Source organism: Halomonas heilongjiangensis (assembly GCF_002879645.1).
GTDB lineage: Bacteria > Pseudomonadota > Gammaproteobacteria > Pseudomonadales > Halomonadaceae > Halomonas > Halomonas heilongjiangensis.
Genome location: NZ_PNRE01000052.1, coordinates 80,844 through 97,917 on the forward strand (window position 1 = coordinate 80,844; position 17,074 = coordinate 97,917).

Below are 17,074 nucleotides of genomic sequence, written 5' to 3' on the forward strand. Positions count from 1 at the left end.
TGACCCAAGGAGAGGAACGACATGACCGATATCGCCAAGCTGCTGGGCGACGAGGCCGACGACCTGCTCGGCCACATCTGCACCGGCTTCCCGCAAGAGCGCCTCCACCTCCCCGGGGCGGACTTCATCGACCGGGTGATGGCCGACAGCGACCGCCGGCCCAATGTCCTGCGCAACATGCAGGCACTGTTCGACCATGGCCGGCTGGCCGGCACCGGCTACCTGAGCATCCTGCCGGTGGACCAGGGCATCGAACACTCGGCCGGGGCCTCCTTCGCCCCCAATCCGATCTATTTCGACCCGGCCAACATCGTCGAACTGGCGCTCGAGGGCGGTTGCAACGCCGTGGCCTCGACGCTGGGCGGGCTCGCCTCGGTGGCGCGCCGCTACGCCCACAAGATCCCGATGATGCTCAAGCTCAACCACAACGAGACCCTGACCTATCCGGCGGTCTACGACCAGACGCTGTTCGCCCAGGTCGAGCAGGCCCACGAGATGGGCTGCGTGGCGGTGGGGGCGACCATCTACTACGGTTCGCCGGAGAGCCGTCGCCAGATCATGGAGGTCAGCGAGGCCTTCGAGCGCGCCCACGAACTGGGCATGGTCACGGTGCTGTGGTCCTACCTGCGCAACCCGGCCTTCAAGAAGGACGGCACCGACTATCACGTCGCCTCGGACCTCACCGGCCAGGCGATCCACATGGCCGCCACCATCAAGGCCGATATCGTCAAGCAGAAGCTGCCCGAGACCAATGGCGGCTATCGTGCCATCGGCTTCGGCCACACTCACGACAAGGTCTACAGCGAGCTGACCTCGGACCATCCCATCGACCTGGCCCGCTACCAGGTGGCCAACTGTTACATGGGGCGCGCCGGGCTGATCAATTCGGGGGGGGCCTCCAGCGGTGCCGGCGACCTGACCCAGGCGGTGCGTACCGCAGTGATCAACAAGCGTGCCGGCGGCATGGGGTTGATCTCCGGGCGCAAGGCGTTCCAGAAGCCCATGGCCGAGGGCGTCGAACTGCTCAATGCGATCCAGGACGTCTACCTGTCGAAGGACGTCACCATCGCCTGAGGCCCGGTAGAGGGGCAGGAAAAGCAAAGGGCACGGCCAACCGGCCGTGCCCTTTCTTCATTACCGGCTGTCCGCGGTCAGGCGTCGAGCAGCGCCTTGGCCTGGGCGACGACGTTGTCGACGGTGAAGCCGAAGTGCTTGAACAGGTCGCCGGCCGGGGCCGACTCGCCGTAGGTGGTCATGCCGATCACCCGGCCGTCGAGGCCCACGTACTTGTACCAGGCGTCGACATGGCCGGCCTCGATGGCCAGCCGCGCGGTCACCGCCCGGGGCAGCACGCGCTCGCGGTACTCGGCGTCCTGGGCGTCGAAGCGGTCGGTCGACGGCATCGACACCACGCGCACCGCACGGCCGGCCTGCGCGAGCTCGGCGGCGGCGTCCATGGCCAGGCCGACCTCGGAGCCGGTGGCGATCAGGATCAGCTCGGGGGTGCCGTCGCACTCCTTCAAGACGTAGCCACCGCGCTGGATCTCGGCCAGCTGCGGCTTGGTGCGCGCCTGGTGGGGCAGGGTCTGGCGCGACAGCACCAGGGCGGTGGGGCCGGCCTGGCGCTTGAGGGCGGCATCCCAGGCGGCGGCGGTCTCCACGGCGTCGCAGGGGCGCCAGGTGGCGAGGTTGGGCGTCGCGCGCAGGGTGGTGAGCTGCTCGATCGGCTGGTGGGTGGGGCCGTCCTCGCCCAGGCCGATGGAGTCGTGGGTGAAGACGTAGATCGCCCGGGTGCCCATCAGCGCCGCCATGCGCACCGCGTTGCGCATGTACTCCATGAAGATCAGGAAGGTGGCGCCGTAGGGCACGAAGCCGCCGTGCAGGGCGATGCCGTTCATGATCGCGCCCATGCCGAACTCGCGCACCCCGTAGTGCAGGTAGTTGCCGCCAGGCGCCTCGGCCGAGATGGCCTGGGCGCCGTCCCAGAAGGTCAGGTTGGAGGGCGCCAGGTCGGCGCTGCCGCCGAGCAGCTCGGGGAGCTGCGGGCCGAGGGCGTTGAGGCAGCCCAGCGAGGCCTTGCGCGAGGCGACGCTCTCGCCCTTGGCCTGGGCCTGCTCGATCAACGCCTCGCTGGTGATCTCGCTGGGCAGCTGGCCCTTCTGGCGGCGCAGGAACTCGCGGGCGAGCTCCGGGTGCGCCTCGGCGTAGCGCGCGAAGCGCGCCTGCCACTCGGCCTGGCGGGCCTGGCCCTGCTCCTGGGCGTCCCAGCCGCGGTAGATCTCCTCGGGGATGTGGAAGGGGGCGTGGGGCCAGTCGAGCCGCACGCGCGCCGCGGCGACCTCGTCCTCGCCCAGTGCCGCGCCGTGGCACTCCTCCTTGCCCTGCTTGTTGGGGGCACCGAAGCCGATCACGGTCTTGCAGACGATCAGGCTGGGCCGGTCGTCGTGGGTCTTGGCCAGCTCGATGGCGGCCTTGACCTGGTCGGGGTCGTGGCCGTCGACGTTGGGCACCACGTGCCAGCCGTAGGCCGCGAAGCGCTGGGCGGTGTCGTCGGTGAACCAGCCCTCGACCTCGCCGTCGATGGAGATGCCGTTGTCGTCGTAGAAGGTGATCAGCTTGCCGAGCTGCTGGGTGCCGGCCAGCGAGGCGACCTCGTGGGAGATGCCCTCCATCAGGCAGCCGTCGCCGACGAAGCACCAGGTGTGGTGGTCGACGACGGTATGGCCGGGGCGGTTGAACTGGGCGGCCAGGGTGCGCTCGGCGATGGCCATGCCCACGGCGTTGGCGAGCCCCTGGCCGAGCGGGCCGGTGGTGGTCTCGATGCCCGGGGCATAGCCGAACTCCGGGTGGCCGGCGGTCTTCGAATGCAACTGGCGGAAGTGCTGCAGCTCCTCGAGGCTCAGCTCGTAGCCGGTGAGGTGCAGCAGCGAGTAGAGCAGCATGGAGCCGTGACCGTTGGAGAGCACGAAGCGGTCGCGGTCGGGCCATGCCGGGTCGGCCGGGTTGTGCTTGAGGTAGTCGTTCCACAGCACCTCGGCGATGTCGGCCATGCCCATGGGGGCGCCCGGGTGGCCGGAGTTGGCCTTCTGGACGGCATCCATGGAGAGGGCGCGAATGGCATTGGCCAGTTCGAAACGGGACGGCATGGGGAAGCTCCTCGCCTGCGGCAGAATAAGCAATGGCGCTGCCGGGCCAAGGGGACTGGCCGGGCGCGCGCTCTGGCTGGGTGACGCCGCGGGACGGGGCGGCGTGATCGAAATCGGGCGCCTATTGTCGCCGACTTGACGTTCGGCATCAAATGGCGGCTGTCGACGGAGAACGGTAGAGTGTAGACTTCGCGACTGCCTATTGCCGTTAATTGCCGTTACAAGAAGGGTCGAGGACGCCATGAGCGAATACTCCCTGTTCACTTCCGAGTCCGTTTCCGAGGGCCATCCGGACAAGATCGCCGACCAGATCTCCGATGCCGTGCTCGACGCCATCATCGCCCGCGACAAGCACGCCCGGGTGGCCTGTGAGACCCTCGTGAAGACCGGCGTGGCCATCGTCGCCGGCGAGATCAGCACCACGGCCTGGGTCGATCTCGAGGAACTGGTGCGCCAGGTGATCCTGGACATCGGCTACACCTCATCGGATGTCGGCTTCGACGGCGAGACCTGCGGGGTGCTCAACCTGATCGGCAAGCAGAGCATGGACATCGCCCAGGGTGTGGACCGGGCCAAGCCCGAGGACCAGGGCGCCGGCGACCAGGGCCTGATGTTCGGCTACGCCACCAACGAGACCGACTCCTACATGCCGGCGCCGATCCACTATGCCCACCGGCTGGTGGAGCGCCAGGCCGAGCTGCGCAAGCACGGCCTGCTGCCGTGGCTGCGCCCGGACGCCAAGAGTCAGGTGACCTTCCGCTACGATGCGAACGGCAAGCCCTGCGGCGTGGACGCCGTGGTGCTCTCCACCCAGCACGATCCGGGCATCGACCAGGAGGAGCTGCGGTTGATGGTCAAGCGCGAGATCATTGAGCAGGTGATTCCCGAGGCGTGGCTCTCCGAATCGACCCAATACCACATCAACCCCACCGGCAAGTTCGTCATCGGTGGCCCGGTGGGCGACTGCGGGCTGACCGGGCGCAAGATCATCGTCGACACCTACGGCGGCATGGCGCGCCACGGCGGCGGGGCCTTCTCCGGCAAGGACCCGTCCAAGGTCGACCGCAGCGCCGCCTACGCCGGTCGCTACGTGGCCAAGAACCTGGTCGCCGCGGGGCTGGCCGACAAGTGCGAGATCCAGGTCTCCTACGCCATCGGCGTCGCCGAGCCCACCTCGGTGTCGATCAACACCTTCGGTACCGGCCGCATCGACGACGAACGCATCATCGAGCTGGTGCGCGAACACTTCGACCTGCGGCCCAACGCCATCACCCGCATGCTCGACCTGCTGCATCCGATGTATCGCCTGACCGCGGCCTATGGTCACTTCGGCCGTGAGCCCTTCGAGACCAGCTACACCTGGACCGATACCCAGGGTCAGGAGCAGACCGAGACCTTCCTGGCCTTCCCCTGGGAGAAGACCGACAAGGCCCTGGTCCTGCGCGAGGCCGCCGGTCTGTAGGCGATCGCCTACAGCGAATGACAGGCCCCGCCGGCATCGTCGCGCGGGGCCTGTTGCTATGGTCGGGGCATCGTCTCGCCGAGGATGCCCGCCATGCCTGTCCTGCTGAGTCTTGTCGTCTGGCTGCTGGCCACGCCGGCGGCCGCATCGGGCCCGGCCGATGCCTGCCCCGACTGGCCCGCGGCCCGCGCCGAGCACGAGCTGGTCGCCCTGGAACGCCGCCTGGCCGAATGGGACGACGCCTACTATCGCCACGGTGAGTCGCCGGTCAGCGATGACCTCTACGACCAGGCGCGGGGCCGTTTCGACCTCTGGCGGCGCTGCTTTCCCGAGGTGGCGCCGGCCGCCACGGCCGAGCCGCCCCGGGAGGGCGGCGAGCTCCGCCACCCGGTGCCCCAGACGGGGCTGGCCAAGTTGACGGACGAGCGCGCGGTGCGGGCCTGGCTGGCGCGCCGCACCGACGCCTGGATCCAGCCCAAGGTGGACGGGGTGGCGGTGACCCTGGTCTACGAGCAGGGCCGGCTGGTTCGGGCGATCAGTCGCGGCGATGGCCGCCATGGCCAGGACTGGACCGCGCAGGCGCGGCGGATCCCGGCCGTGCCGGAGCGGCTCGCGGCGCATGGCTCGCCGCTACTCCAGGGCGAGCTCTTCCTCCGTCGGGATGCCCATGTGCAGGCCGAGCAGGGCAGTGCCGGGGCGCGCAGTGCGGTGGCCGGGCTGATGGCCAGGGATACCCTCGACGACACCGATGCCGCCCGTATCGGGCTCTTCGTCTGGGACTGGCCGAACGGCCCGGCGGCCCTGGGCGAACGTCTCGAGGGGCTGGCCGCCATGGGGTTCACCGACAGCACGACGTTGACCCATCCGGTCGGTGCCCTCGACGAGGTTCGGCGCTGGCGGGAGGCCTGGTACCGGGGGCCGCTCCCCTTCGCCAGCGACGGCGTGGTGCTGCGCCAGGGCAGCCGCCCGGCGGGTGGCCAGTGGCGAGCCGAGCCGCCCGACTGGGCCGTGGCCTGGAAACACCCTCCCCGGGAGGCCCTGGCCGAGGTGCGCGGCGTCGAGTTCCGGGTCGGCCGCACGGGACGCATCACGCCGCTGCTGCACCTGGTCCCCGTCCAACTGGACGATCGCGTCATCCGCCGGGTCGGTGTCGGCTCGCTCGCGCGCTGGCGCGAGCTGGACATTCGCCCCGGCGACCAGGTGGCCATCGTCCTGGCGGGCCTGACCATCCCGCGTCTCGAGGGCGTGGTCTGGCGGGGGAGTGAGCGATTGGCGGTGACGCCGCCCGACGAGGCGGCGTTCCATGCGCTGAGCTGCTGGCGGCCGACCCCGGGCTGCGAGGGGCAGTTCCTCGAGCGGCTGGCCTGGCTCGGCGGCCGGCAGGGGCTCGACCTGCCGGGCGTCGGGCCCGGTACCTGGCAGGCGCTGTTCGACGCCGGCCTGCTCGATGGCCTGCTGGCCTGGATGACGCTCGACCCCGCGGCCCTGGTCGAGGTGCCGGGCATCGGCGAGGCCCGCGCCCAGCGCCTGGCGGTGGCCTTCCACGGGGCCCGGGAGCGCGCCTTCGCCGCCTGGCTGTCGGCCCTGGGAGTGCCACCCGGCCTCGAGGCAGGGCAAGGCGCGTCCTGGTCGTCACTGGTTGAACGCAACGAGGCGCACTGGCTCGCGCTACCGGGAGTCGGGCCGCAACGGGCCCGGGCACTCGCCGACTTCTTCGCCCATCCCGAGGTGCAGCGGTTGGCGGGGCGGCTCGGCGAGGCCGGCATCGAGGGCTTTGCGCGTTGATTGTCGGTGCCTGGGTTCCCTGCCTATAGTGAAGGTCTCGCTTTTCGCTCGGAAAAGAGGTGACGCATGAGTCAGTCCGCCGTATCCGCCTTGCAGGCCCAGGACTACAAGGTGGCCGATATCGCCCTGGCCGACTGGGGCCGACGCGAGATCCGCATCGCCGAGTCCGAGATGCCGGCGCTGATGACGATCCGCGAGAAGTATCGCGAGCAGCAGCCGCTGGCCGGCGCACGCATCGCCGGCTGCATCCACATGACCATCCAGACCGCGGTGCTGATCGAGACCCTGATCGACCTGGGCGCGACGGTGCGCTGGTCGTCGTGCAACATCTTCTCCACCCAGGACCACGCCGCCGCCGCCATCGCCGCCGCCGGCATCCCGGTGTTCGCCTGGAAGGGCGAGACCGAGGAGGAGTTCTGGTGGTGCATCGAACAGACGGTGGAGGGCCCCGACGGCTGGGCGCCCAACCTGGTGCTCGACGACGGCGGCGACCTGACGGCGCTGCTGCACGACAAGCGCCCGGAGCTGCTCGAGGCCATCCACGGCATCTCCGAGGAGACCACCACCGGGGTGCATCGCCTGCAGGAGATGCGGCGCGACGGCACCCTCAGGGTCCCGGCGATCAACGTCAACGACGCCGTGACCAAGTCGAAGAACGACAACAAGTACGGCTGTCGGCACTCGCTCAACGACGCCATCAAGCGCGGCCTCGACCACCTGCTGGCCGGCAAGCAGGCGCTGGTGGTGGGCTACGGCGACGTGGGCAAGGGCTCGGCGGCCTCGCTGCGCCAGGAGGGCATGATCGTCAAGGTCGCCGAGATCGACCCGATCTGCGCCATGCAGGCCTGCATGGATGGCTTCGAGGTGGTCTCGCCTTATGTCGACGGCATCAACCGCGGGGCGCAGAGCGTCGACCGTGCCCTGCTGGCCAGGATCGACCTGGTGGTCACCGCCACCGGCAACATCGACGCCTGCGACGCCGCCATGCTCGAGGTGCTGAAGAAGGGCGCGGTGGTGTGCAACATCGGCCACTTCGACAGCGAGATCGACACCGCCCACATGCGCCGCGAGTGGCACTGGGAGGAGGTCAAGCCCCAGGTGCACAAGATCTACCGCGACAGCACCCCAGGCGACTTCGACCCCGAGAGCGACGACTACCTGATCCTGCTCTCCGAGGGGCGCCTGGTGAACCTGGGCAATGCCACCGGCCATCCGTCGCGGGTCATGGACGGCTCCTTTGCCAACCAGGTGCTGGCGCAGCTCCACCTCTTCGAGCGGCGCTTCGCCGAGCTGCCCGACGACGAGAAGCGCGAGGCGCTGGCGGTCACCGTGCTGCCGCGTCATCTCGACGAGGAGGTCGCCCGCTACATGGTCGCGGGCTTCGGCGGGGTGATCACCCGCATGAGCGAGGCCCAGGAGCGCTACACCGGCGTGCCGGCCCAGGGGCCCTTCAAGCCCGATTCCTACCGCTACTAGGCACTGTCTGAAAAGTCGGCGAGCGATGGTCAGACAAGGCAAAAATCAGCGAAAAGACGGAGTTTACGGGGTGTAAATGAGTACTTTGAGCTGATTTTTAACGCCGTATGGCCGAGCGCAGACACTTTCCGGACAATGCCTAGGGGCTCAGACGAAGGCCAGGAAGCGTCCGGCCGCCAGGACGGCGAGCCACAGCCCCAGCGACAGCGCCCCGGCGAGGCGCAGCCGCCGGGGGGCGGCACCGGCCAGCCCCGGACCCAGGTTGAGGGCGAGCGCATTGGCGACGGCCAGGCCGATCAGCGTCAGCTTGACCAGGAACAGCGGCGTGGCGGCATAGCCGGTGGGATCGGCGAGGAACAGCAGCGCGCCGGTGGTCAGCGCCAGCAGCAGCCCGGCGATGGCCACCGGCTGCAGCGCTTGCCCCAGCGCCGCCAGCGGGAGCCGGCGTCGCCACCCCAGCAGGCGCAGGTCGAGGGGCACGATGGCGCCGACCAGCAGGGCGATGCCCAGTACATGCAGCGCATTGACGCCGGCATAGCCCCAGCGCGACAGCCGCATCCACTCGGCGAGCGAGGTGCCGGCCAGCCGGGCGAGCAGCTCTTCCACCCGCGGGGCTCAGATGCGCCCGGGGTAGAGCACGTAGTGGGCGTCACCGATCCACAACTGCTCGGCCTTCATCAGCCGTTCGCCGGCGTGCTCGCCCGAGACCCGGATCTCGACGCCTTCGGCGAGGTCGCCGTCCTCCAGCCCGGCCCGCGCATTGCGCCAGGGCTGGCCCACCTCCACCGTCCACTGCTCGCCCTCCACGTCGAGGGTCAGCTCGCCGTGGGGGTTGCCCAGGCGCGCCGCGGTGATGGTGCCGGTCAGTTCGATGGTCTCGCCGCCGGTCCAGCCGTGGTGGGCCTGGGCCGGGGCGATGGCCAGCAGCAGGGCGCTCAAGGCCGCCAGCAACAAGGATCGCCGTCGCATGCTCGAGTCCTCCGCTTGTGGGTGTTCCTTCAGGCTAGCCGCACCCGGGTGAGCTGCAAGGCGGGCCCAGGACTATCGCTGTTAGTTTGCACTCGAGGCTGATCCGTCGACAGGTCTGCGAGGAGGCGCTGTAAACCCGTCCTTGGGCGCTACATTTGCCATCCATGGCAAATGACCTCCTCTCCGACCTGTCCCCGGCGCCTCTCGTCATGTCCAACTGCGATTGCCCTGCCGGGATGCCCCCATGGGGCGCCTCCGTCGGTGAGCTGTGCCAGAATAAGGCAGTGGGTGCCACATGGTGCCCGTTGTTTTCTCGTTCGGCTGATCATCAGAGGGTTGCCCCATGAGCGTGGCTCGCCCCGTCATCGAGACGCGCGCCTACCCCGACCGCGTGCTGACCGATCGCCACGCCTTCCACCAGTTGCTGCTGGGGCTGGAGGGGGGCGTGGAGCTCGAGGTCGGCGGTCGTGGCGTGCGGGTCGAGCCGGGGGTGCTGGCCCCCATCGGCGCGGGCGACGAGCATCACTACCTGGCGCCACGCGACAACGCCACCCTGGTGCTGGACCTGCCTCCGGCCTGGTGCCAGGCGCTGCAGCTGGAGGCGCTGTTCGAGGGCCGGCCTCGGCGGTTGCCGGCGACGCTGGTGGCCCGGGGGCGGCACCTCGGGGCCACCGGCGCCCCGGCGCTGGTGGGTTGGCTGAGCGCGGTGCTGTGCGAGGCGGCACCGTTCGTGCACGAGCCGCGGCTGCGGCTGTTGCGGCTGCTGCCCGAGATCGAGGCCGACCTGGCCAGGCCCTGGCGGGTGCGTGACTGGGCGGCCCGCTGTCACCTGGCCGAGGCCGCCTTCGCCCGCCAGTTCCGCGCGCTCACCGGTCGTTCACCGCATGCCTGGCTGGTGGAGCGGCGCCTGGGGCGGGCGCGGGAACTGATGCGCGCGTCGACCGCCAGTCTCACCGAGATCGCCCTGGCCTGCGGCTTCGCCGATGCGGCGCATTTCTCGCGGGTCTTCCGCGCGCGGCATGCGCTCTCCCCCCGCCAGTGGCGCGGCCTTCAGCGCAGCCCGGTGAGCCCCAGCAGCCCCGCCAGGTAGAGCGGGATCAGCAGCGGCGCGGCCAGGGTGGTCAGGAGCACGGCGATGGCGCCCTTCTCCGGGCGGATCGCGAGCTCCATGGCCACCACCACCACGTTGGCGGCCATCGGCACCACGCCGACCAGCAGCAGCGCCAGGGCCAGCTCCGCAGAGATGCCCAGGGTGGCCTGCAGGGCGAGCACCGCGACGCCGGCGAGCAGCGGCCACAGGCCATAGCGCACGACCACGCAGGCGCCGATGAAGCGCATGTCGAACTCCCGGATGGAGACCCGGCCCAGCGTCATGCCGATGATCATCATGCCGAGCAGGGTGTAGGTCGACGGGAAGACGTCGAGGCCATCCATCACCGCCGCCGGCACCGTCAGCCCGAGGCCACTGACCAGCAGCGCCGCCAGAAAGGCATAGATCAGCGGCAGGCGGAGGATCTTGACCAGGCTCTGGCGCACCGAGAACTGCCCTCGGGCGCTGAGGTAGAAGCCCACGGTGAATTCATAGAGGGTGATGCCCAGCAGGCAGAACAGGTACTGGGTCACGCCCTCCGGCGGCAGCAGCACCATGGCGATGGGCAGCCCGAAGTAGCCGGTATTGCCGGTGCCGGCGGAAAAGGCCAGCACGGCGGCCTCCTGGGCGGGGAAGACGGGCCTTGCCAGGCGGCCGACCGCGATGGCGATCAGGCTGGCCGTCGCGAACAGTCCCAGGGTCAGCAGCAGGTAACCCGGCGTGGGCCCGCCCAGGGTCAGGCCGCGGAAGAAGGTCAGCGGGGCGACGATGTAGATCAGCAGGGTGGCGATGGGCCGCGGGTCGATGGCCAGCCGCCGTGAACATAGCCAGCCCAGGCCGACGAAGGCGAGCAGCATCCACAGGGGGCCCAGCAGGGTGGCGCCGAGGTCGAGTTCCACGATCGCAATTCTCTCATGTAAAGAGGCCCATCATGCCTGCTGGCGGCCAGGCTGTCAGGGGCCGGAAGTCAGGATTCGACAAGTCCCGGCGTGCCACATCTGGCAGGCTGTCTCTTCCACTGTCTGTCGCACGATGCCCCCATGACCACGACCAGCGTCCCCGTTCCCGACTCCCGTGCCACCGCCATCGGCGCCACCACCGTGCTCAACTGGGCCCTGCTGGCGACGCTGACCCAGCTCGCCGGTCCGGTGCCGCCCTTCCTGCTCACCGCCCTGGCCTTTGCCATCGCCTTCGCCTGCTTCGCGGTGTGGCTCGGGCTGCGCGGCGAGTCGCTGGTGGCGCCGCTCAGGCAGCCGCCGGCGGTCTGGGCGCTGGGCGTGGGTGGGCTATTCGGCTATCACGCGCTCTATTTCGTCGCCCAGCAGAACGCGCCACCGGCGAACGCCGGGCTGATCAGCTACCTGTGGCCGCTGCTGATCGTGATCTTCGTGGCGCTGCTGCCCGGAGAGCGCTTGAAGGCGATTCATCTCGTCGGCGCGCTGCTGGGCTTCGCCGGGGCGGCGCTGCTGGTCGGTGGCGATGTCGATGTCGGCGGCAGTACGCTGGGCTACGTGGCGGCCTTCGCCTGTGCCTTCGTGTGGAGCGGCTACTCGGTGCTGTCGCGGGCCACGCGCAGCGTGCCGACCGCGGCGGTAGGCGGCTTCTGCCTGGCCACGGCGCTGCTGGCGGCGCTGTGCCACCTGCTCTTCGAGCCGAGCCGCTGGCCGCAGGGCATCGGTTGGCTGGGGGTGATCGGCCTCGGCCTGGGCCCGGTGGGCAGTGCCTTCTTCACCTGGGACCTGGGCGTGAAACATGGCGACCTGCGCCTGCTGGGGCTGCTGGCCTACTTCACGCCACTGCTCTCGACCCTGGTGTTGATCGCGGCGGGCTATGCCACGGCCTCGCCGCTGCTGGCGCTGGCGGCGATACTGATCACCCTGGGGATGCTGGTCGGTAGCGGGTGGTTGCGCTGGCCACGGGCCGGCTGATGGTCTTCTGGCCGGCTGTATGAATGAAATCGATACAGCTGCCCGGAAACTTTCATTGGCCGGGGGAACACCCGGTCGGCACAATGCGACCCTATCACCTATACGGTTACGTCAATGACAGAGCAGCGTCGCCCGAGACCGGCGACCGACGAGGGTTGAATCGATGAGTGCACAAGAGCATCCGCTGGGTATCAGCTTCGAGTTCTTTCCGCCCAACACCGAGGCCGGGCGCGACAAGCTGATGGGGGTGCGCGATGCCCTGGCCGAGCGGCGGCCTCGATTCTTCTCGGTCACCTATGGTGCCGGTGGCTCCACCCAGGAGCGCACCCTGCATACCGTGCAGGCCGTTCGCCAGTCGGGCATCACCACCGCGCCCCACCTGTCGTGTATCGGCAGCGAGAAGGCGCGGCTGCGTGAGTTGCTTGCCCGCTACCGTGAGGCGGGTATCGACAGCCTGGTGGCGCTGCGCGGCGACCTGCCCTCGGGCATGGGCGGCATCGGCGAGCTGCGCTACGCCAACGAGCTGGTCGAGTTCATCCGCGAGGAGACCGGCGACCACTTCGAGATCGCCGTGGCCGCCTACCCGGAATCTCACCCCCAGGCGCCCAGTTTCGAGCACGACCTCACGAACTTCGCGCGCAAGATGAAGGCCGGGGCCGACTTCGCCGTCACCCAGTACTTCTTCAGCGCCGATGCCTATTTCCACTTCGTGGAGCGTGCCCGTGCCCTGGGCGTGGAGGCGCCGATCGTGCCCGGCATCATGCCGATCACCAACTACACCAAGCTGGCGCGCTTCTCCGATGCCTGTGGCGCCGAGATCCCGCGCTGGATCCGCAAGCAGCTCGAGGCCTATGGCGACGACAGCGAGGCCATCGGCGACTTCGGCGAGGAGGTCGTGTCGCGGTTGTGCCAGCGGCTGCTCGATGGTGGTGCCCCGGGCCTGCACTTCTATACCCTCAACCAGGCCAGGCCGACCCTGAGGGTGCTGGATAACATCTGTGGCTGACCCAGGCGTGGCCGGGCGTGCCGTCCGGCTGCACTTCCCTCTTTACACCGGCCTCAACCAGGCCAGGCCGACCCTGCGGGTGCTGGATAACATCTGTGGCTGACCCGGGGGGGCCTCGACAACCTGAGCGGATCCTCTCCTGGCGGCCTCAGGCGTCAGTGTCTAGCCTTGTCCCTGCCTATCCATGGAATCGGGAACAGGAGACGCTAGATGCGCCATGCCATTCTTTCGGGAGTCGCCACCGCCTCCCTCTTGCTGGCGGCCGCCGCCAGCCATGCCGAAGACAGCCTTGAGGTCGAGATGCATTGGGTCAGTGCCGATGGCATCGAAGCCTCCATCGGCACCATTACCCTACAGGATACCGACCACGGCCTGCTGTTGACCCCCGAGCTGAGCGAGATTCCGCCCGGCATCTATGGCTTCCACGTACACGAGCACGCCAGCTGTGAGCCAGGTGAGGACGATGCGGGGGAAATGGGGGCCGCCCGTCAGGCCGGTGGACACTACGATCCCGACGGTACCGGCCGCCACGAGGGCCCCTACGGGGACGGTCACCTCGGGGATTTACCGGTGCTGACCGTCGACCGGGACGGCCAGGCGACGCTGCCGGTGCTGGCGCCGCGACTCAGCCTCGCCGACATGCACGGGCGCAGCCTGATGATTCATGAAGGGGGCGACAATTACGCCGACGACCCCGAGCCGCTGGGTGGCGGCGGTGGACGCATGGCGTGTGGCGTGGTCGAGTCCTGACGGCCGGCAGCATGGCCGAGAACGCAGACGGCCCCGCCAAGGCGGGGCCGCATCCTTTGGTGGCACTGGAGCCGGTGGTTAGTCGGCGGTGTCGCTTGGCGTCTCGTCGCTGGCGTCATCGGCGGCGACGTCGGCCGCATCCTCGGCTTCCTCGTCCGGGCGCATCTCGGGTGGCAGCATGGCGGTCGGCACTTCGAGGCCTTGCTCCTCGTAATAGCGTACCGCCCCGGGGTGGAACCAGATCACGCTGTTCTTGTCGAGGTGTTCCGCCCGGGTCTCGGCCGCGGCGGGATGGATCGCCTCCATGGCTTCGGGGTGGTCCAGCACCAGCTTCATCACCTCGTAGACGAAGCTCTCCGGCAGGTCCTTGTGGCCGATGGCGAAATTCCAGAAGGCCACCGACGCATGGGGGGCGTCCATCGACGCATAGACATCGGCGGGGATCTCGAAGGGCGAGACCGGGAAGCTCTCTAGCAGGGTGGCCTGCTGCTGCTCCGTCAGACCGAACATGTGCACCTCACGACGCCGTTCGAGGCGCTCGAAGGCGCCGATCGGCAGGCCGGCACAGAAGGCGAAGGCGTCACTGAGCCGCGAGGTCAGGTAGTCGGTCAGGTGGTTGGCCCCGGCATACTGCAGGTGCACGTCCTCGACGCCCAGCGCTTCCAGGAACTGCGGCCAGTAGGCGGCACAGGTGCCGCCCATGGGGCCGACCCCGACTCGCTTGCCACTCAGGTCGGCGATGCTCTCGACGCCCGAGCCGGCCAACGTCACCACATGGAAGGGCGTCTGGTACATGGGGAAGAGGGCGCGCACGTCGCGCATTTCCTCACCGGGGGCGAATTCGGCCTCGCCGTCCCAGAGTTCGCGGGCCGGGCCCAGGGTGACCAGGCCGAGATCCGCTACGCCGGTATGGACCAGCGTCATGTTGTGGTAGGGCCCGCCGGTGGCCTGGGAGACGGCCTCGACGCCGAGCTCGTCGATGAGACGGGTCACCAGGCCGTCGCCGTAGACCTGGTAGGTGCCGCCGAGGGAGGCGGTACCCAGCAGGACCTCCTCCGGCCAGCCCGCCCGGTCGTCGGCCAGGGTGGCGACACTCCCGACCAGCAGGGCGCAGGCGGTGACTAGCGGACATAGGGTTGGGAACCGTCCAGCACTCATGGCGTACCTCCTGTCGATGCGGTGGGCGGTGAAGCCAAGGTGGCCGAGGCCACCTTGGCTCGCGCCCGAGCTCGGTTCAGGCCGAGGTCTTGGGCTTGGTCTTCAGGGCCGCCGCCTGCCAGGCGAAGACCAGGGCGCCGATGCCGAGGCCGGCCAGGTCGGTCATCCAGCCACCGGCGATCATCGACAACGCGGCCACGAGCAGCAAGGCACGCTGGATGAGGTTGACTCTGCCGTTCAGGAACCAGGCCTGCACGGCAGCCGCCAGCAGGTAGATACCGAGACTGGCGGTGATGACCACGCGCAGGATCCCTCCCCAGCTGCCTTGCATCAACAGCTCCGGGCTGTAGAAGAACATGAAGGGCACGATGAAGGCGGCCAGACCGAACTTGAAGGAGGTCATGGCCGTCTTCAGCGGATCGGTGCCGGAGATCGCGGCGGCGGCGTAGCCGGCCAGGGCCACCGGCGGGGTGATCGCCGAGAGCACCGCGTAGTAGAACACGAAGAAGTGTGCCACCAGCGGCGGAATGCCGATCTGCTGCAGGCCCGGGGCGACCACCGAGGCGGCCACCGCATAGGCCGCGGTGGTGGGCATGCCCATGCCCAGCAGGATGCTGATACACATGGCGAAGAACAGCGCCAGCAGGTGGCTGGTGTCGGCGATGCCCAGCAGCATGGACGCGAAGCGGGCGCCGACCCCGGTCAGCGCGATGACGCCGACGATGATGCCGGCACAGGCGCACACCGCGATCAGCGGGATGGCCATGCGCGCGCCCAGTGAGAGGGCGTTGAGCAGTGCCTTCGGGCCCATCCAGTGCGGGGTGAACCAGGACACCACGGCGGCGCTGATCATCGCCAGGGTGCCGGCACGAATCACCGAGTAGCCCATGAACAGGGTGCCGATCAGGATGATGATGGGCAGGAACAGGTAGACCTGCTTGACCATCTGACTGAACACCGGCAACTGGTCCCGGGGCAGGCCCTGCATGCCGCCACGACGCGCTTCCAGGTCGACCATCAGGTAGATGGAGAGGAAGTAGAGGGCGGCCGGAATCAGCGCGGCCACGGCGATCTCGGTATAGGGGATACCGGTGATCTCGGCCATGATGAAGGCACCGGCGCCCATGATCGGCGGCACGATCTGGCCACCGGTGGACGCCGCGGCCTCGATGCCACCGGCGCTGCGCGGGTGGTAGCCGACCTTCTTCATCAGCGGGATGGTCAGCGAGCCGGTGGCGACCACGTTGCCGGCCGAGGTGCCGTTGATCATGCCCATCAGGCCCGAGGCGAACACCGCCACCTTGGCCGGGCCACCGCGCGCGCGGCCGGCGGCGGCGAAGGCGAAGTTGACGAAGTAGTCACCCACGCGGGAGGCCTGCAGGAAGGCGGCGAAGGTGATGAACAGGATGATGTAGGTGGACGACACGGCGGTGGTGGCGCCGAGGATACCGTTGTCGGTATAGAGATAGGTGAAGAAGCGCGCGGCAGAGTAGCCGCGGTGCTCCAGCAGGCCCGGCAGATAGGGGCCGGCGAAGGCGTAGACCAGGAACACCCCGGTGATGGCGATCAGCGCCAGGCCGGCCACCCGGCGGGTCAGCTCCATGATCAGCGCCACGCCCACGGCGGCAACCAGGAACTCGGTCTGGCCGGCGAAGGGCGTGCCGGCAGACATGCGCCAGCGCTGGAGCACGAACAGCAGGTAGGCGGCAACGATGAGCGAGGCGACGATCAGCACCGCATCGGCCCAGTGGATCGAGCGACTGGAGCTGCGCCACACCCAGCTGCTGAGCATGGCGATGGCGGTGGCCACGACCAGCGACCAGCTCAGGTGCACCATCACCCAGTCGGCGGGGGCCGTGCCCCTGGCCTCGCGCAAGAACCAGGCGTAGAGAATGCAGAAGCTGGCGTAGCCGATGGCGACGGCCGAGGGAATCAGGGCAAACCACTCGGAGCGCCCGATACGGAGATCACCGGGGCTGCGGTCCAGGGTCATGGCCGCGGTGATGGCGAAGCCGACGGCCAGGCCGCCGGCCACGTGAATGATCCGGAAGGCCCAGGTCTCGATGGGCGATACGTTGAGCGCATAGAGGTGCATGGCGGTGAACAGCACGCAGGCGGCGAATACCGTCTGGCCCACCAGGCCGGAGAGCGCGCGCTCGTTATGGGCAATGGGAATATCGGCGACCCCTTCGGTGCCGAGCTTCGGAGTTGCCTCGTGGGGTTGGGTGTCTTGGGTCATGCCGGGATGCCTTGAGGGTTACGGGTGCCCGGGGGACGGGCGTTGACGCCGGCCTGTCGGCCGGC

14 protein-coding genes are annotated in these 17,074 nt (G+C 69.1%); 8 read left to right on the forward strand and 6 right to left on the reverse strand.

Going from position 1 to position 17,074, the window contains the following annotated elements:
- The first annotated feature begins 21 nt into the window (after nt 1-21).
- Entirely contained in the window at nt 22-1,074 is a 1,053-nt protein-coding gene (locus C1H66_RS12275; protein ID WP_102628172.1) for a class I fructose-bisphosphate aldolase, read from the forward strand.
- 77 nt (nt 1,075-1,151) lie between these two features.
- Here the strand turns inward: C1H66_RS12275 and tkt are convergent, their stop codons facing one another.
- Nucleotides 1,152-3,146, reverse strand: coding sequence for a transketolase (gene tkt / locus C1H66_RS12280; RefSeq protein ID WP_102628173.1), 1,995 nt, complete (start codon nt 3,144-3,146; stop codon nt 1,152-1,154).
- Nucleotides 3,147-3,387: 241 nt separating this feature from the next.
- Here tkt and metK point away from each other — a divergent pair, with 241 nt between their 5' ends.
- The 3 genes from metK (at nt 3,388) to ahcY (ending at nt 7,869) form a co-directional block, all read left to right on the forward strand.
- The gene (gene metK, locus C1H66_RS12285; RefSeq protein ID WP_102628174.1) at nt 3,388-4,608 is read left to right on the forward strand and encodes a methionine adenosyltransferase; all 1,221 of its coding nucleotides are present in this window, start codon (nt 3,388-3,390) and stop codon (nt 4,606-4,608) included.
- Between the two features lie 93 nt (nt 4,609-4,701).
- Complete coding sequence (ligB, locus tag C1H66_RS12290; RefSeq protein WP_102628175.1) at nt 4,702-6,393, forward strand: NAD-dependent DNA ligase LigB; 1,692 nt, start codon at nt 4,702-4,704, stop codon at nt 6,391-6,393.
- 66 nt (nt 6,394-6,459) lie between these two features.
- On the forward strand, nt 6,460-7,869 hold the full coding sequence (ahcY, locus tag C1H66_RS12295; RefSeq protein WP_102628176.1) for an adenosylhomocysteinase: 1,410 nt from the start codon (nt 6,460-6,462) through the stop codon (nt 7,867-7,869).
- A gap of 147 nt (nt 7,870-8,016) precedes the next feature.
- On the opposite strand, the gene C1H66_RS12300 is transcribed toward ahcY, so the two are convergent.
- Both C1H66_RS12300 and C1H66_RS12305 read right to left on the reverse strand, forming a co-directional pair.
- Nucleotides 8,017-8,475, reverse strand: coding sequence for a hypothetical protein (locus tag C1H66_RS12300; protein ID WP_102628177.1), 459 nt, complete (start codon nt 8,473-8,475; stop codon nt 8,017-8,019).
- Nucleotides 8,476-8,484: 9 nt separating this feature from the next.
- Nucleotides 8,485-8,838, reverse strand: coding sequence for a DUF6152 family protein (locus C1H66_RS12305; RefSeq protein WP_102628178.1), 354 nt, complete (start codon nt 8,836-8,838; stop codon nt 8,485-8,487).
- Nucleotides 8,839-9,181: 343 nt separating this feature from the next.
- Between C1H66_RS12305 and C1H66_RS12310 the strand changes: the two genes are divergently transcribed.
- Nucleotides 9,182-9,928 (forward strand): helix-turn-helix transcriptional regulator, encoded by a 747-nt coding sequence (locus C1H66_RS12310; protein WP_102628179.1) that lies wholly within the window; start codon nt 9,182-9,184, stop codon nt 9,926-9,928.
- Here the strand turns inward: C1H66_RS12310 and C1H66_RS12315 are convergent.
- Entirely contained in the window at nt 9,889-10,785 is an 897-nt protein-coding gene (locus C1H66_RS12315) for an AEC family transporter (RefSeq protein ID WP_102628204.1), read from the reverse strand. The two genes, C1H66_RS12310 and C1H66_RS12315, sit on opposite strands and share 40 nt — an antisense overlap.
- A gap of 183 nt (nt 10,786-10,968) precedes the next feature.
- On the opposite strand from C1H66_RS12315, the gene yddG reads away from it, so the two are divergent.
- The 3 genes from yddG (at nt 10,969) to sodC (ending at nt 13,612) form a co-directional block, all read left to right on the forward strand.
- The gene (gene yddG / locus C1H66_RS12320; protein ID WP_102628180.1) at nt 10,969-11,856 is read left to right on the forward strand and encodes an aromatic amino acid exporter YddG; all 888 of its coding nucleotides are present in this window, start codon (nt 10,969-10,971) and stop codon (nt 11,854-11,856) included.
- A gap of 163 nt (nt 11,857-12,019) precedes the next feature.
- Complete coding sequence (gene metF / locus C1H66_RS12325) at nt 12,020-12,862, forward strand: methylenetetrahydrofolate reductase [NAD(P)H] (protein WP_102628181.1); 843 nt, start codon at nt 12,020-12,022, stop codon at nt 12,860-12,862.
- A 210-nt stretch (nt 12,863-13,072) separates the two neighbouring features.
- Nucleotides 13,073-13,612, forward strand: a complete 540-nt coding sequence (gene sodC / locus C1H66_RS12330; RefSeq protein ID WP_102628182.1) for a superoxide dismutase family protein — start codon at nt 13,073-13,075, stop codon at nt 13,610-13,612.
- Between the two features lie 78 nt (nt 13,613-13,690).
- Here sodC and C1H66_RS12335 read toward each other — a convergent pair whose 3' ends face one another.
- Both C1H66_RS12335 and C1H66_RS12340 read right to left on the reverse strand, forming a co-directional pair.
- The gene (locus C1H66_RS12335; RefSeq protein ID WP_102628183.1) at nt 13,691-14,770 is read right to left on the reverse strand and encodes a TAXI family TRAP transporter solute-binding subunit; all 1,080 of its coding nucleotides are present in this window, start codon (nt 14,768-14,770) and stop codon (nt 13,691-13,693) included.
- A gap of 76 nt (nt 14,771-14,846) precedes the next feature.
- Entirely contained in the window at nt 14,847-17,009 is a 2,163-nt protein-coding gene (locus C1H66_RS12340; RefSeq protein WP_102628184.1) for a TRAP transporter permease, read from the reverse strand.
- Nucleotides 17,010-17,074 lie beyond the last annotated feature (65 nt).